This window comes from Streptomyces uncialis (assembly GCF_001905345.1).
GTDB lineage: Bacteria > Actinomycetota > Actinomycetes > Streptomycetales > Streptomycetaceae > Streptomyces > Streptomyces uncialis.
In genome coordinates this window covers 205,574-220,296 of record NZ_LFBV01000001.1, presented here as the reverse complement: position 1 = coordinate 220,296, position 14,723 = coordinate 205,574, and the positions used below count along the sequence as shown (strand labels likewise).

General features: G+C 74.0%; 14 protein-coding genes and 1 tRNA gene. 2 read left to right on the top strand and 13 right to left on the bottom strand.

Going from position 1 to position 14,723, the window contains the following annotated elements:
• Positions 1-217 precede the first annotated feature (217 nt).
• Positions 218-291, bottom strand: a tRNA-Pro gene (locus AB852_RS00960).
• A 125-nt stretch (positions 292-416) separates the two neighbouring features.
• Here AB852_RS00960 and AB852_RS00955 point away from each other — a divergent pair.
• Together AB852_RS00955 and AB852_RS00950 are read left to right on the top strand one after the other, a co-directional pair.
• Entirely contained in the window at positions 417-1,139 is a 723-nt protein-coding gene (locus AB852_RS00955) for a transketolase (RefSeq protein WP_073782610.1), read from the top strand.
• A gap of 20 nt (positions 1,140-1,159) precedes the next feature.
• A complete protein-coding gene (locus AB852_RS00950; protein ID WP_073782608.1) occupies positions 1,160-2,116 on the top strand; it encodes a transketolase family protein in 957 nt (318 codons plus the stop codon).
• Positions 2,117-2,242: 126 nt separating this feature from the next.
• Here the strand turns inward: AB852_RS00950 and AB852_RS00945 are convergent, their stop codons facing one another.
• From AB852_RS00945 to AB852_RS40375, 12 genes are all read right to left on the bottom strand, one after another.
• Positions 2,243-3,559, bottom strand: coding sequence for an MFS transporter (locus AB852_RS00945; RefSeq protein WP_425444153.1), 1,317 nt, complete (start codon positions 3,557-3,559; stop codon positions 2,243-2,245).
• 445 nt (positions 3,560-4,004) lie between these two features.
• Entirely contained in the window at positions 4,005-4,361 is a 357-nt protein-coding gene (locus tag AB852_RS00940) for an MmcQ/YjbR family DNA-binding protein (RefSeq protein WP_073782606.1), read from the bottom strand.
• Between the two features lie 80 nt (positions 4,362-4,441).
• Entirely contained in the window at positions 4,442-5,113 is a 672-nt protein-coding gene (locus AB852_RS00935; RefSeq protein ID WP_079184208.1) for a GNAT family N-acetyltransferase, read from the bottom strand.
• Positions 5,110-5,751: a helix-turn-helix domain-containing protein gene (locus tag AB852_RS00930; protein WP_079184207.1), complete on the bottom strand. Its 642-nt coding sequence runs from the start codon at positions 5,749-5,751 to the stop codon at positions 5,110-5,112. Before AB852_RS00930 ends, AB852_RS00935 begins: the two co-directional genes overlap by 4 nt.
• A gap of 287 nt (positions 5,752-6,038) precedes the next feature.
• Complete coding sequence (locus AB852_RS00925; RefSeq protein ID WP_073782602.1) at positions 6,039-6,956, bottom strand: LysR family transcriptional regulator; 918 nt, start codon at positions 6,954-6,956, stop codon at positions 6,039-6,041.
• Between the two features lie 96 nt (positions 6,957-7,052).
• Complete coding sequence (locus AB852_RS00920; protein ID WP_073782600.1) at positions 7,053-8,282, bottom strand: glycine C-acetyltransferase; 1,230 nt, start codon at positions 8,280-8,282, stop codon at positions 7,053-7,055.
• 146 nt (positions 8,283-8,428) lie between these two features.
• Positions 8,429-9,457, bottom strand: a complete 1,029-nt coding sequence (gene tdh, locus AB852_RS00915; RefSeq protein WP_073782598.1) for an L-threonine 3-dehydrogenase — start codon at positions 9,455-9,457, stop codon at positions 8,429-8,431.
• 310 nt (positions 9,458-9,767) lie between these two features.
• Positions 9,768-10,349 carry a GAF domain-containing protein gene (locus tag AB852_RS00910; RefSeq protein WP_073782596.1) on the bottom strand — a complete coding sequence of 194 codons (582 nt, stop codon included), beginning with the start codon at positions 10,347-10,349 and terminating at the stop codon, positions 9,768-9,770.
• Positions 10,346-10,945, bottom strand: a complete 600-nt coding sequence (locus AB852_RS00905; protein WP_073782594.1) for a GTP-binding protein — start codon at positions 10,943-10,945, stop codon at positions 10,346-10,348. The genes AB852_RS00910 and AB852_RS00905 overlap by 4 nt, the downstream gene beginning before the upstream one ends.
• Positions 10,923-11,294 (bottom strand): DUF742 domain-containing protein, encoded by a 372-nt coding sequence (locus tag AB852_RS00900; RefSeq protein WP_073782592.1) that lies wholly within the window; start codon positions 11,292-11,294, stop codon positions 10,923-10,925. The genes AB852_RS00905 and AB852_RS00900 overlap by 23 nt, the downstream gene beginning before the upstream one ends.
• Positions 11,295-11,296: 2 nt before the next feature.
• Positions 11,297-11,737 (bottom strand): roadblock/LC7 domain-containing protein, encoded by a 441-nt coding sequence (locus tag AB852_RS00895; RefSeq protein WP_073782590.1) that lies wholly within the window; start codon positions 11,735-11,737, stop codon positions 11,297-11,299.
• 161 nt (positions 11,738-11,898) lie between these two features.
• Positions 11,899-14,619 carry a sensor histidine kinase gene (locus AB852_RS40375; RefSeq protein ID WP_073782588.1) on the bottom strand — a complete coding sequence of 907 codons (2,721 nt, stop codon included), beginning with the start codon at positions 14,617-14,619 and terminating at the stop codon, positions 11,899-11,901.
• Positions 14,620-14,723: the final 104 nt, after the last annotated feature.

Below are 14,723 nucleotides of genomic sequence, written 5' to 3'. Positions count from 1 at the left end.
GATTGCTCGACCGTCTGCACGTCCACCGTTGGGCACGGTTCACGGAGACGACGTGCGGGAGCCGTCTCCGGGCAACGCGGCGAGCCCCTCAGCCCGGCCGTCCGGCCCGCCCCCGGAAGACGCCGCTGGACCGCGTGGCCCCCAAATGGTCCCCAAGACATGCGGAAAGGCGGTACCGGATTTCTCCGATACCGCCTGCGACCTGCGTAGATGCAAGTCGGGACGACAGGATTTGAACCTGCGACCCCTTGACCCCCAGTCAAGTGCGCTACCAAGCTGCGCCACGTCCCGCTGCTCGTCTGACCTGGGGTTTCCCCTGGCTGAACGCGCAGGGAAACAATACCGCACTCCGGAGCGTGGTCGCGCACTCCTTTTCCGCTTGACCCCAAGCGCTCTTGAGGTTGCATGGTGTCGGTATGACGACTGCGACGGGCGCCGAGGGGCGCGACACGGCCGGGGACGGTTACGGATTCGGGGACCTCGACCGGCTCATGGGGCTGCAAACCGGGGACGAGAAGCACGGTCCGGCCGCCACCTCCACACTGGACGCCCTGTGGGTGCTGTACGACCGGGTGCTGCGGGTCTCCCCCGCGACCGCCGACGCACCGGAGCGGGACCGCTTCCTGCTGTCGAAGGGGCACGGGCCCATGGCGTACTACGCGGTACTGGCGGCGAAGGGGTTCGTGCCCGTGGAGTGGCTGCCCGGGTTCGGCGCGTACGACTCGCCGCTCGGCCATCATCCGGACCGGATGCTGGTGCCCGGTGCCGAGATCGGCAGCGGATCACTGGGGCACGGCCTGCCGCTCGCGGTGGGCACCGCGCTCGGGCTGCGGGCACGGGGGCTGACGGACCCCGCGGTCTGGGTACTGGTCGGGGACGCGGAGCTGGACGAGGGCAGCAACCACGAGGCGATCGCCTTCGCGGGCCCCGCCGGGCTCGACCGGCTGCACACCGTGGTGATCGACAACGCGTCCGCCAGGTACGGCCGTCCCGGCGGGATCGCCGCCCGCTTCGAGGCCGGAGGGTGGTCGGCGGTGACCGTCGACGGCCGTGATCACGAGGCCCTGTACGCCGCTTTCACCGCCCCGCACCCCGGGCGCCCGCACGCGGTGATCGCCCGCGTCGACCCCCGCAGCTGAGCACGGAAAGGATCATTCTGATGGACACGATGCGTGACCGCTTCGCCCCGGTCGTCTCCGCACTGCTGGACGAGGACCCCAGGGTCGCGGTCGTCCTCGCCGCGATCGGGGTGGACGGCTTCGTGGAGGCCGCCCGCCGCCACCCGGACCGGGTGATCGACGTCGGGATTCGCGAACAGCTCCTCATCGGCACGGGCGCGGGACTGGCGCTGGCCGGGCTGCGGCCCGTCGTCCACACCTTCGCGAGCTTCCTGGTGGAGCGGCCGTTCGAGCAGGTCAAGCTGGACTTCGGGCACCAGGGTGTGGGGGGCGTGCTGGTCAGCGCGGCGGGCTCCTTCGACTGGCCGTCCGGGGGGTTCACCCATATGTCACCCGGGGATGTCGCGCTGATGGACACCCTCGACGGCTGGACCGTGCACGTCCCCGGCCACCCCGACGAAGCCGAGACCCTGCTCAGGCACGCCGTCGCCGCGGGCGACGACAAGGTCTATGTACGGCTGTCGGTCCAGTCCAACGCGGCGGCGTTCCCCGTGGACGGACGGGGGTTCCACCTCGTGCGGGAGGGCGGCCGGGGTGTGGTGCTCGCCGTCGGCACCATGCTGGACCACGTCCTGGCGGCCACGGAGGGCCTGGACGTCACGGTGCTGTACGCCACGACCGTGCGCCCCTTCGACGCGCGGACCCTGCACCGGGCCGCGCTGGCCGCCACCGGTGGGACGGGGACCCCGGACGTCGTGGTCGTGGAGCCGTATCTGGCGGGAACCTCGACCGCCGCCGTGGCCGAGGCCCTGGTGGAGGTGCCGCACCGGGTGCTCGGGCTGGGCGTGGGCCGCCGTGAGCTGCGCCGCTACGGCACGATCGAGGAGCATGTGGCCGCGCACGGGCTGGACGCCCGCTCCCTGCGCGAGCGGATCTCCGGATTCCTCGGCACCGGCGGGTCCGGTGAAGGTTCCGGCGGAGATTCCGTACGGGACTGAGATCCGGCCGCCGGGCACAGGTCGTACGGCTTCGTACGGGTCGTACGGGTTCGTACCGCGCGGGGCGGCCTCTTGGACCGGCTCCGACCGGTCGCGGTGCGGGGCCTTACCGGTCATGTCCGGGGCTTATCGGTCGCGGTCCGGGGGGCAGCCGTCCGCCGGGCTCTTGTCCCACTTGCTGTCGCCCCCGGGCGTCCCGCACGCGGCGGCCGACCGGTCCGTTGCCGTGCCGGGTGTGCCGGTGGCCGCCGCGGCGGGGTCGACCGGGCCCAGCGGGGCGACCGGGCCGCCCGAGGTGACCGGACCCGGTGCCGGATCGGCGCGTATCAGCCCGCGGATCGCGGGTACCGACAGCAGCGCGACGGGGACGAGCAGGGCCATGCCTCCGCCGAAGAGCAGCACCGCGTCCGCTCCTCCGCCCTGGGCGGAGGCAGCGGGACCGGCGAGGGCCTGCCCGACGGGCACCATGGCGAGGGAACCGGCGACGTCGTACGCGTGGATGCGGTTCAGCACATCGGGCTGGACCTGGGTCTGCACGCTGGTCGCCCACATCACGCCCCAGAACGACAGCCCCGTGCCCGCGACGACGGCTCCGGCGCACATGGCGCCGACCCCGAGGTTCGCGCCGACCGTCGCCGGGTGGGCGGCGAAGGCGAACAGCGCGATGCTTCCGGCCCGGAGCATGTGCCGGGGCCGCAGCCGCAGGGCGAGCAGCCCGCCGATCACCGTTCCGGCGCCGAGGGCGGAGCTCACCAGGCCGTACGCGCGGGGGCCGTGGTCCTGGATCACCTCGGTGGCCACCAGGGGCACGGCCGGTCCCGCCACGGTGATCATGTAGACGCACCAGATGGCGATGACGCCCCACAGCCAGGTGCGGGCCCGGAACTCCCGCCAGCCCTCGACCAGATCGCTGCGGAAGCCCGAGGTACGGGCACGGTCGGCGGGATCGGGGCCCGGTATCCGCAGGAGGAGCAGGCATGCCGCGCTGAGCGCGTAGGTCCCGGCGTGCGCGACGAAGACACCGCCCGCCGAGGAGAACGCGACGAGCAGTCCCGCGAGGGCGGGGCCCGCGAGATGGGCCACGGACTCGGCGACCCGGATCGCGCCGTTCGCCGCCTGGACGTCGGAGGCCAGCCGGGGCACCGTACTGGCGACGCCGGGCTGGAAGATCGCGGACGCGGCGCCGTTCACCGCGCCGATCACACATATCTGCCAGAGCACGACATGCCCGGCGAAGAAGAGGCCGGCTGCCAGTGCCTGGGAGACGAGACGGACGACATCGGAGCCGATCATCAGCAGCCGGGTGCTGAAACGGTCCGCGAACACCCCGCCGAAGATGACCAGCGCGGCGAAGCAGCCGACGGACGACCCCATCGCGAGCCCGACCGCGCCCGTGCCGTACCCGTGCTGGAGGAGGCCGGCCGCGAGGGCGACCGGAAGCATGGTGTCGCCGAGTTTGGCGACGGCACGGGCGGTGAAGAACAGACCGAAGTTCAAGGACCAGATGCTGGGGCCGCCGTGGCGCCCCTTGCCGGACAGCGGACCGCCCCGGCGTCCCGGGCCACCGGCCGCGCCGCGTCCGCCGAGCAGTCGTGGCCGACCGGACCGGCTACCGCCGGCAAGCCGCCCTGGGGAGCCGCCGGTTCGGCCCCGACGGGCCGTCCCGTCGCCGTCCGCCCGTGACACCCATGACGCCCGAGGCACCCGACCGCCCATGGGCCTTACCGCAGATACTCCGGACATCGCTGCCCGCACCCCTCCCCCCGGACCTGCCCGATGGGCACGGCCCGGCTCCCCCGATCCGTCGGTCCCCTGACAACACGCGGAGCCCCCCGACCCCCTCACACGATCATCGCAGCCGGACCCGCCCCGCCGAAAGCGATTTCCCTCACTGCGAGGCGAGGCCCAGACCGGGGTGGGCCTCCAGCAGGCGGTGCGGAGCGGCCTGCCGCCAGGAGTCGGCGAGGATGTCCGTCAGTTCACCGTCGTCCTCCAGGGCGGACAGCCGCACCCGGACCCAGGCGGAGAACGCCTCATGGTCCGCGACCCAGAACTTCCCGGGCTCGGCCAGCACCAGTTCGTCCCGCTCGGCCTTGGGGCAGCGCACGGCCATGGAGGTCTCCTTCTCCGGGAGGGTGGCGAACATCTTGCCCGCGACCCGGAACGTGGGCATGCTCCAGGCGGTCTTCTCCGTGGTGTCCGGGAAGGAGAGGGCGATACGGCGTACATCATCAGCGTCCGGCATGCGAAGAACCGTAACCAACAGCACTGACAATCGCTCTCCGGGCGTCGGCCGACCGCCGGGCGCGGTGCGGGGCGGGGACGCTACGCGTACGGAGCGCCCGTCCGTGCGCCGGACCCTCCCCGCGGTGCACCGGGGTCCGTACCACCCACGGCCGCCCCCGCCCCCGCTGATGCCGCGATCGCTTCCGCTCCCCCGCCCACGCCCGCCGCGCCGGTCCGCTTGTAGTACAGCGTCGTCGGGTGCAGCTTCCCGTACGGGTCGGCCGCGTAGTCGGGGATGGTGCCGGCGCGCTCCCAACCCGCCGCGCGGTACAGGCGCTCGGCCGGGCTGCCGGTCTCCGTGTCGAGGTGGAGCAGCCGGGTCCCGCGCCGAGTGGCGCCCTCCTCCGCGGCTGTGAGCAACGCACGGCCGAGGCCCTGGCCCCGGGCGCGGCGATGAACCATCAGTTTCACGATCTCCGCACGGTGTCGGCCGTTGGGTTTGTCACCGAACCGGACACCGATCGTGCCGGTCACCCCTCCGGCGTCCCGGGCCATCCAGACGGCGAGCAGTCCGGAATCGACGGCGGACACCTGGTCGCGCCAGAACTCGGCGGCGTCCGTACGGTCCAGCGACTCCAGGAAGCCCAGTGAGGCGCCCGCGTGGACGGTGTCCAGCAGGAGGTCCGCGAGCGGACCGGCGGCGGCGAGGAGTTCGCCGCCGGTGCGCAGCCGGCTCACGTCCGCGGTCACGGCGGTACGACCACCCGTCATGGCAGCACCACCACCAGCGTGTAGCGCGCGGCGCCCGGTCCGGGGCAGGTGAAGCGGGTCGCTCCCCGTACCCGGAACCGCAGACAGTCGCCCGGGCCCAGCCGGTGGGCCGTTCCCTGCACGGTGATCTCCAGCGTTCCCTCCCGCACCCAGACATGCTGTTCGAGCCCCGGCACGGGCGGCCGGTCGTAGCGCAGGTCGGCGCCGGGGTCGAGGCGCCCTTCGACCAGTTCGGCACGGAAACCCGGCTGGGGCGGTGAGACGGAACGCCGTACGAAGCCGGAGTCCGGGTCGGTCCACACGGCCTGGTCGTCGGCGCGGACGAGTTGCGGGGCCAGCGCCTCAACCTCGCCGAGGAGCTGGGACATCGTGCGGCCGTGGACGGCGCAGAGCCGGTTCAGCAGGGCGGCGGTGGGGCTGATCTCGGCGCGTTCGGCGCGCGAGAGGGTGGAGCGGCTGATCCCGGTGCGCTCGGCGAGCTCTCCGAGCGACCAGCCGCGCTCGGCGCGGAGCTCGGCCAGCCGGGTCGCGAGCCGGGCGTCCACGTCGTCGGCGCCGTCCGGGATGCCGGGGGTGCTCTCCGTCTCGGGGACGCCGGGAGCGGTCTGGGGGTCGCCAGACCCGGACGCTTGTTTCATATTCGGGATCTTATCCCGAACGCGGGACGCCGGAAAGCGGATTTCGCCTCACCCGGCGATGGGCCGGCCCATCGCCTGCCACGTGAGCCGATCCGGCCCGCACGTCCAGCCCGTGTGTCCAGGCCGCACGTCCAGCCCGTGTGTCCGGGTCGTGTGTCCGGGTCGTGTGTCCAGGCCGCACGTCCAGCCCGCACGCTGCCGCGCCCGGCACCGGCCCGCCGATCCCGATCACGCCCCCGCCCCGCTCCGTCACCGCCACCGTCACCGATACGGCCGCGCAGCCGCGCCTACCCGGCTGTCTCGTCCACCGGTGCCGCGCTGCCCAGGGCCGCCAGGACCGGACGGATCAGCGGATGCTCCTCCGCGCCGCAGCGCACCGCGGCGAACACCCGGCGGGTGGGCGCCGCCCCGTCGACCGGGCGTACGGCCACCTCACCGAGGTCCGTCCCGCGCAGCGCCGAGCGGGGCACGAGGGCGACCCCGGCGCCCGCCGACGCGAGGGCGACCACCGCGCGGAAGTCGTCGGACTGGTGCTCAAGGCGGGGCTGGAACCCCGCGTGCTCGCAGGCCAGGACCACCACGTCATGGCAGGGGTTGCCCGGATAAGGGCCGATCCACGGGTCCTTGGCCAGCTCCGCGAGCGGAATCCGCCCTGCGCCGGCGAGCCGGTGGGCCAGGGGCACCACGGCGTCGAAGGGCTCCACGTAGAGGGGCAGCCGGGTCAGCCGGGGGTCGTCCGCGCCCGGGGCGCCCCGGTACTCGACGGCCACCGCGATGTCGACCTGCCGGTCCAGGACCATCGTGAGGCTGGCGTCGCCCTCGGCGTCCTGGACCCGGACCCCGATCCCCGGGGCCAGCACCGCGAGCCGGGTGAGGGCGGGGGCGACCACCAGACCGATCCCCGTGGCGAAGGCGGCGACGGTGACCGTGCCCGCCGCGCCCGAGCCGTACGCGGCGAGTTCGGCCTCGGCGCGTTCTAGCTGGGCGAGCACGGCGTGGGTGTGGCGCAGCAGGATCTCGCCCGCCGGGGTGAGCCGGACACCCCGCGCGCCGCGGTCGACGAGCCGGTGCCCGGTCTCCTGTTCCAGGGCGGTGAGCTGCTGGGACACGGCGGACGGGGTCAGATAGAGCGCGGCCGCGGCGGCAGTGACCGTCCGGTGGTCTGCCACCGCGCGCAGGATGTGCAGCCGCCGCGCCTCGATCATGTCCGTGCCTCGCTCATACAGGTGATTCTCGCAGGAGCGAGGGCCGGCCCGGACGACGGACAGCTCAGCCGGCAGCCGGGGCAGGCGCCGGACGGCTCAGACCGCCGAACGCTCCCGCGCCAGCTCCGCGCGGGCGGCCACGAACGCGTCGACCGCGTGGTCGACGTCCTCGGTCGAGTGCGCCGCGGAGAGCTGGACCCGGATGCGGGCGCGGCCCTGGGGGACAACCGGGTACGAGAAGCCGATCACGTACACGCCCCGGTCGAGCAGCAGTTCCGCGATACGGGCGGCCTCGGCGGCGTCCCCGATCATGACGGGCACGATGGGGTGGTCCCCGGCGAGGATGTCGAAGCCCTCGGCCGTCATCCGCGAGCGGAACAGGGCGGTGTTGTCGGCGAGCCGGGTCCGCAGGTCGTCGGCGGACTCCAGCAGGTCGAGGACCGTGAGGGAGGCGGCGGCGATGACGGGGGCGAGTGTGTTGGAGAAGAGGTACGGGCGGGAGCGCTGGCGCAGCAGGGCGACGATCTCGGCGCGTGCGGCGACATAGCCGCCGGAGGCTCCGCCGAGTGCCTTGCCGAGGGTGCCGGTGATGATGTCGACGCGGTCGGAGACACCGTGCAGGGCGGGGGTGCCGCGGCCACCGGGTCCGGTGAAGCCGACGGCGTGCGAGTCGTCGACCATGACCATGGCGTCGTAGCGGTCGGCGAGGTCGCAGATGGCGTCCAGGGGTGCCACGTAGCCGTCCATGGAGAACACGCCGTCGGTGACGATCAGTCGGCGCCGGGCGTCGGACGCGTCCTTGAGCTGCTGCTCCAGGTCGGCGAGGTCGCGGTTGGCGTAGCGGAAGCGGCGGGCCTTGGAGAGCCGGATGCCGTCGATGATGGAGGCGTGGTTGAGGGCGTCGGAGATGACGGCGTCCTCCGGGCCGAGCAGGGTCTCGAAGACGCCGCCGTTGGCGTCGAAGCAGGAGGAGTACAGGACCGTGTCCTCCTGGCCGAGGAACGCCGACAGCCTGGCCTCCAGTTCCTTGTGGACCTCCTGGGTGCCGCAGATGAAGCGGACCGAGGCCATGCCGTAGCCCCAGCGGTCGAGCGCGCGGTGGGCGGCGGCGACGACATCGGGGTGATCCGCGAGACCCAGGTAGTTGTTGGCGCAGAAGTTCAGCACCTCGCGGACGGCGGGGGTGTCCTCGCCGGGCCGGGCGCCCGCGACGACGCCCACCGTCGCGGACTGCGGGGTGCCGATGACGCGTTCGGGCTTGTGCAGTCCGGCGGCGCGGATCTCGTCGAGGGTGGCACGCAGGTCGTCACGCACGGAGTCGAACATGGTCCGGTCCAGTCCTTCGGGTCGGTGAGCTCGGGTCAATGGCTCGGGTACGGGGGAAGCCGCGGGGACGGCTCGAGGGTGAGCGGGTGCGGGGGCGCGGGTGGGGGTGGGGTGATGCGGGAAGGGTGCGGGGGCGCGGTGCGGGCTCAGTCGGTCCAGTCGAGGATGATCTTGCCGCCGCGGCCGCTCGCGGCGTCCTCGAACGCCGCCTCGTGGTCGCGGTAGCCGTAGCGGCCGGTGATCACCGGGGCGAGGTCGAGCCCGCCTTCGAGCAGGACGGACATGGCGTACCAGGTCTCGAACATCTCACGGCCGTAGATGCCCTTGACCGTGATCATCGAGGTGACGATCCGGGACCAGTCGACCGCGAACTCCTCGGCGGGCAGGCCGAGCATGGCGATCCGGCCGCCGTGGGTCATGTTGGCGATCATGTCGCGCATGGCCTCGGGGCGGCCGGACATCTCCAGGCCGATGTCGAAGCCCTCGCGCAGCCCGAGCTGCCGCTGTCCGTCGGCGATGGTGGACGTGCCGACGTTCAGGGCGAGGCTGACCCCGATCTTCCGGGCGAGTTCGAGGCGTTCCTCGCTGATGTCGGTGATGACGACATTGCGGGCGCCCGCGTGCCGGGCGACGGCGGCGGCCATCAGCCCGATGGGTCCGGCCCCGGTGATCAGTACGTCCTCGCCGACCAGCGGGAACGACAGGGCGGTGTGCACGGCGTTGCCGAACGGGTCGAAGATCGCGGCGACATCGAGGTCGACGGGGACCCGGTGCACCCAGACGTTCGCGGCGGGCAGGACCACGTACTCGGCGAAGGCGCCGTCCCGGCCGACCCCGAGGCCGACCGTGGCGCGGCACAGATGGCGCCGACCGGCCTGGCAGTTGCGGCACTTGCCGCACACGAGGTGTCCTTCGCCGCTGACGCGGTCGCCGGGGGTGATGTCCTGGACGTCGGGGCCGGTCCGTACGACCACGCCGACGAACTCGTGGCCGAGCACGAGAGGGGTGCTGATGGTCCGCCGGGCCCAGCCGTCCCAGGCCCGGATGTGGAGGTCGGTGCCGCAGATCCCGGTGCGTTCGACCTTGATGAGGACATCGCCGGGACCGACGGCCGGTTCGGGGACGTCCATGAGCCGCAGCCCCGGTTCCGCCCGGTCCTTGACCAGTGCCTTCATCGCCACGGCTCCCTGTCGTCGTCGCACACCCCGGTACGGCACGGCGGGGTTTCGCCGTTCCGTGCGGGGTGGAGGGGCGGCAGGGGCGGGCGGTTGCGGGCCTCGACTGCCGACACGGTACGAATCTGCCGTACGGCGCGGCCGGGGTCCATCGAGGATTTCTTAAGCGCCCTCGCAGGTTTCCTTCAGGCCGGTCCCTTCAGGCCGGCTCCTCAAGGACAGTCCCTCCAGGCCAGGGGGACGGAGCAGCCGCTCAGACGGGGTTGCCGGGGGCCGTGCGGCGACGGGGTGCGGGACCGGCTGCCCCGGGTCACAGCAGGCCGTCCTCCCGGTGGCGGATCTCGTCCGCCAGTTCCGCGGCCATGGCCTTGATGGTCTCCAGTCCGGGCCGTCCCCAGGGGCGGGGTTCGGTGTCCGCCACGCTCACGGTGCCGAGCGCGATCCCCGTCCGGTCGATGAGCGGGGCGCCCAGGTACGAGCGCACCCCGGTGTCGTCGACCACGGGGTTCCCGGCGAACCGGGGATAGTCGCGGACGTCCCCGAGGACGAGGGCCTTGCGCCGGACGACGACGTACGGGCAGAAGCCGCGGTCGCGCGACATCCGGCGGCCCGGGGCCGAGCCCTCCGGGCCGGGCGCGGCCCCGAGCGCCCGGGACGAGCGGCCGTCGGGGGTGTGCAGCCCGGACAGGAACTGCTCGTGCTCGTCGATGAAGTTGACGAGCGCGAACGGGGCCCCGGTGACCTCGGCGAGCCGGTCCGCGAACCGGTCGAACACCGGGTCGGGCGCGCTGCCGAGGCCCAGCGCCCGCAGCCGCCGGGCCCGTTCGGGCGCCTCCCGGTCGACCGGGGTCATCAGGAAGGGCAGCGGCCGGACGGCCGGCTCGTACCTCATGTACGTGCCTCGTGCCCCGCCGGGTGCGCCGGGGCGTAGGCGATGAGGTGCTGGACGAGCGTGAGCAGGGTCTGGACCCCGGAGCTGGAGATCCGCGCGTCGCAGCGGACGACGGGCACCTCGGGGTCCAGGTCGATGGCCGCGCGGACCTCGTCGGGGTCGTAGCGGTGGGAGCCGTCGAACTCGTTGACGGCGAGGATGAAGGCCATCCCCCGCTGTTCGAAGAAGTCGACGGCGGGGAAGCACTCCTCCAGCCTGCGGGTGTCCGCGAGGATCACCGCGCCGAGCGCGCCTTCGGAGAGTTCGTCCCACATGAACCAGAAGCGTTCCTGGCCGGGGGTGCCGAACAGGTACAGGACGTGTTCCGCGTCCAGGGTGATCCGGCCGAAGTCCATGGCCACGGTCGTCTGGGTCTTGTTCTCGACCCCCTCCAGGCTGTCGGTCGCCGCGCTGACCGTGGTGAGGAGTTCCTCGGTGCTCAGCGGCGCGATCTCGCTGACGGCACCCACGAAGGTCGTCTTGCCGACCCCGAAGCCTCCCGCGACCAGGATCTTGAGCGCTGTCGGGAAGGGGTCAGAGCTGTCGTCGTAGTCCATCGAGCACTGCCTCCAGAAGGGACCGGTCCGTGGGGTTGTGGAAGAGGGCGGGCGGTTTCATGGTGAGCGCCCCGCAGTCGACCAGGTCGGAGAGCAGCACCTTGGTCACGGCCACGGGCAGCCGGAGCTGGGCCGCGGCCTCCGCCACGGAGACGGGGCCCGCGCACAGGGCGAGTGCCTGGGCGTGTTCGGGGCCGAGGTAGCCGAAGGGGGTGGCGCCGGTGCTCATCACCTGCGACATCAGGTCCAGCGCCGTCGTGGGACGGGTGCGGCCGTTGCTCACCGTGTAGGGGCGGACCAGGCGGCCCGCCGCCTCGTCGAGCCATGGACCGTCCTTCGGCGCGACCACGCTCACGGCCTCATCGCCGGGGAGTCGACGCGGACGGAGGACAGCCGGGGGGCGGTCGCCAGATAGGGCCGGACGCTCTTGACCAGCATCGCCATCTCGTAGCCGAGGACGGCGGCGTCCGCCTCCCGGCCGGCGAGGACCGCGAGGCAGGTGCCCGATCCGGCGGTGGACACGAACAGCAGGGTGGCGTCGAGTTCGACGACCACCTGCCGTACGTCCCCGCCGTCGCCGAAGCGGGCACCGGCGCTGCGGCCGAGGGAGTAGAGCCCGGACGCCAGCGCGGCCATGTGGTCGGCGCCGTCCGGGTCGAGGCCGTGCACCGACTTGACCAGACCGTCGGAGGACAGCAGGACCGCGCTGCGGGTGTGGGGCACACGCTGGACCAGACCGCTCATCAGCCAGTCGAGATCGGATGCCTGGCCGGTGTGCGCGTCGCTCGCCATGGTGGATGGACTCCTTGGGGGTGCGGGGAAGGCGGAACGGGGTGGGGGCGGCTCGTGCGAGGGGCGGGCGGGGCCGTGGGCGGAGACCCGGACGGATCCGGCCCGGGCGGGCGGGTCCTGGGACGGGGGTGGGGGTCCCGGGCGGACCCGGGCGGCCGGGGTCAGCCGCCGGGCGCGGGGTCGTGACGGGCGGCGAGGTCGTGGGCGGGCGGATCGTGGGGGTGGCGGCCGGGGGTGCGGGCGCCGGGGAGCGTGCCGGGGGCGGCGGTGAACGTGCCTGTGGCGAAGTCGCTCACGGTGAGGTCGTGGATGGGGGTCCGGGTGACGGCGGGCAGCTCATGGGCGGGCACGTCGAGTGCGGTACGGGGGCGGGAGCCGACGGCGGATGCCGTGGGGGCGGACCCGTCGTGGCGCCGCGGGCCGGGCCGGGTGGGCTCGGCCGGGAGGGTGTGCGGGGCGGGGAGCGGATGCGGGGCCGGGAGGCTGTGCGGCGCGGCGGATGTGCCGGGTGACGCGCCGGGGGCGACGGCGGCCGTGGGGGGCCGGTCCTGGTGCCGGGTGGACTGCTGCGCCTCGGCGAGACCGACGCCGCGCTGGAAGGCGGCCATCAGCCCCGGGTCGTGGTCGGCAGGTTGTTCGGCGCCGGGGCGCCGGGGGCCGGGCGCTTCGCGGAGCTGGGGCGCGAGGTGCTGTTGCGCACGCCGTTTGGGGAGGTTGGGGCGGTCTTCCGTACCGCGTGCGGCGCTACGGGGGGCCAGGCGGGCGGTGGGGCGCTCCTCGACGAAGCCCCCGGCGCCCTCGCCGCCCTGAACGCCCGCGACGCCTTGGACGCCCTCGACGGACGGCTCGCCCTGGCCGACGCCACCGCCGACACCGAGGCCAACGCCGACGCCGACTCCGGCTCCGGCTCCGGCTCCGGCTCCGGTGCCCAGGGCCGCGGCAGTACCGAAGGCCGCGGGGACCGGGCCGCCCGTTCCGGTCCGGTGGTCGGCGGGGGGTGCCGCGTGCGCCGGGCGGGGGCGGAGGTTGTCGCCGGGATACGCGGCACGGTCGGCGCGGACGTGTCCGGAGGGGGACGCGGTGGGATCGGGGCGGGGGACTTCGGGGCGGACGGCTACGGGACCGGTCGGTGCGCGGTCGGGCCGGAAGCCCTCGGGGACATACGTCGCGCGGTCCGGGTCGACGCCCTCGGGAGTGTGCGTGGCTCCGCCGGGACGGGGCCCCGGGACGGCTTCGGCGGGGCCCGGCCGTACGGCGCGGGTGTCGCGGACCGGGAGGGGCGCGGGGCGGCCCGATCCGTGCGGGCGGGGCGGCGGGGTGGTGAAGGCGTCGGCCGCCGGGGTGCCCGGATGGGTGACGGTGTGTCCCGCCGCCTGCGGGCCGTCGGGGGCGGGGGAGCTCTCGGCGCCGGCAGCGGCGTCACCGTGGCGCGGGGGCCGGTCGCCGCCGCCATGGTCGGCGGCGGGGAGGGAACGCGGCCCGGCCTGCGCGGGCCGGGACACGCGTACGGCCGCGTCAGCGCCTCCGGGCCGAGGCACGCGTACGGCCGCGTCACCGGCGGGCCGGGGGGCGGTCACGGCGCGGTGCTGTCCGGCCGGTGCGGCGGGTCCGCCGGAGGTGGTCCGCAGGGTCGGGGGGTTCTCGCCGCCGGGGCGGGTGCGGGACCCGGCGTCGTCGTCGGAGCCGAGGAGTTCCTGGGGCAGGACCAGTACGGCCTGCACGCCTCCGTAGATATTGCTCTGGAGACGGACCGCGATCCCGTGCCGGTGGGCGAGCTGGGAGACGACGAGCAGCCCGATCCGGCCGTCCTGGAGCAGGCTCGCCACATTGACCTGGTCGGGCGCGGCGAGCAGGGCGTTCATCCGTGTCTGTTCGGACGGCGGCATCCCGAGGCCCCGGTCCTCCACCTCGACGGCGACCCCGGAGGTCACCGGCGCGACCCGGAGCAGGACCTGGGTGTGCGGGGCGGAGAACACCGTCGCGTTCTCGACGAGTTCGGCCATGAGGTGGACGACATCGGCGACGGCGTGGCCGCGGACGGTGCCCTCGATCGGGGGGACGAGCCGCACCCGGGAGTACTGCTCGACCTCGGCGATCGCGGAGCGCAGCACCTCGTGCAGGGAGACGGGGGTGCTCCACTGGCGCCGGGACACAGCGCCGCCGAGGACGGCGAGGTTCTCGGCGTGGCGGCGGATACGGGTGGCGAGGTGGTCGACGTGGAACAGGCCCTTGAGGAGTTCGGGGTCCTCGACCTCGTTCTCCAGTTCGTCGAGGATCGAGATCTCGCGGTGCACCAGGGACTGAAGGCGGCGGGCCAGGTTGACGAAGACCTCCACCTTCTGTTCGCTGCCCGCCCGGCCGGACAGCTGCGCGGCCCGGTGGACGGCCTGCACGGACGCGTCCTGGGTGTGCGCCAGTTCCCGGGCGAGCCGGTCGAACTCGTCGCCGTCCGCCATGCCGCGTGGCGCGGCGGTGCGCGTGGGCGGGGCCTCACCGCGGCGCAGGGCCTCGACCAGTGAAAGGATCTCGGCGCGGTTGCGGGCGCTGGCGCGGCGCAGCGAACCGAGCCGGTCGCCGAGGGCGGCGGCGGCGCGGTCGGCGGCGATCGCGGCGATGACGAGTCCGGTGACGGTGACCGCGACGGCTCCGGCCAGCACGGCCCACAGCGTCGGCCCGGCGGGCACGGCGGACGCCCGTACGGTGAACAGCACGGCGGCGGTGGCGCTGAGGGCCACGGCGACGGCGGGGAGCACCGCGATCCGCAGCAGTTGCGCGCGTATGTGCGACTCGGGCAGCGGGCGGGCGGGGCCGCCGGCGGGTCTGCCGTGCCGTCCGCCCTCACGGCGGTCTGCGCGTACGGCCGGTGCGCGAAGGTGTGACATCAGCGTCCTTGAGGTGTCCGTCTGGGCTGCCGTGCGCGTGGCGGAGCGCGGTCGCCGGTTCCGTTCGGATCGGGCCGGGTCGCACGCTCCGGCAAGTGACCCGG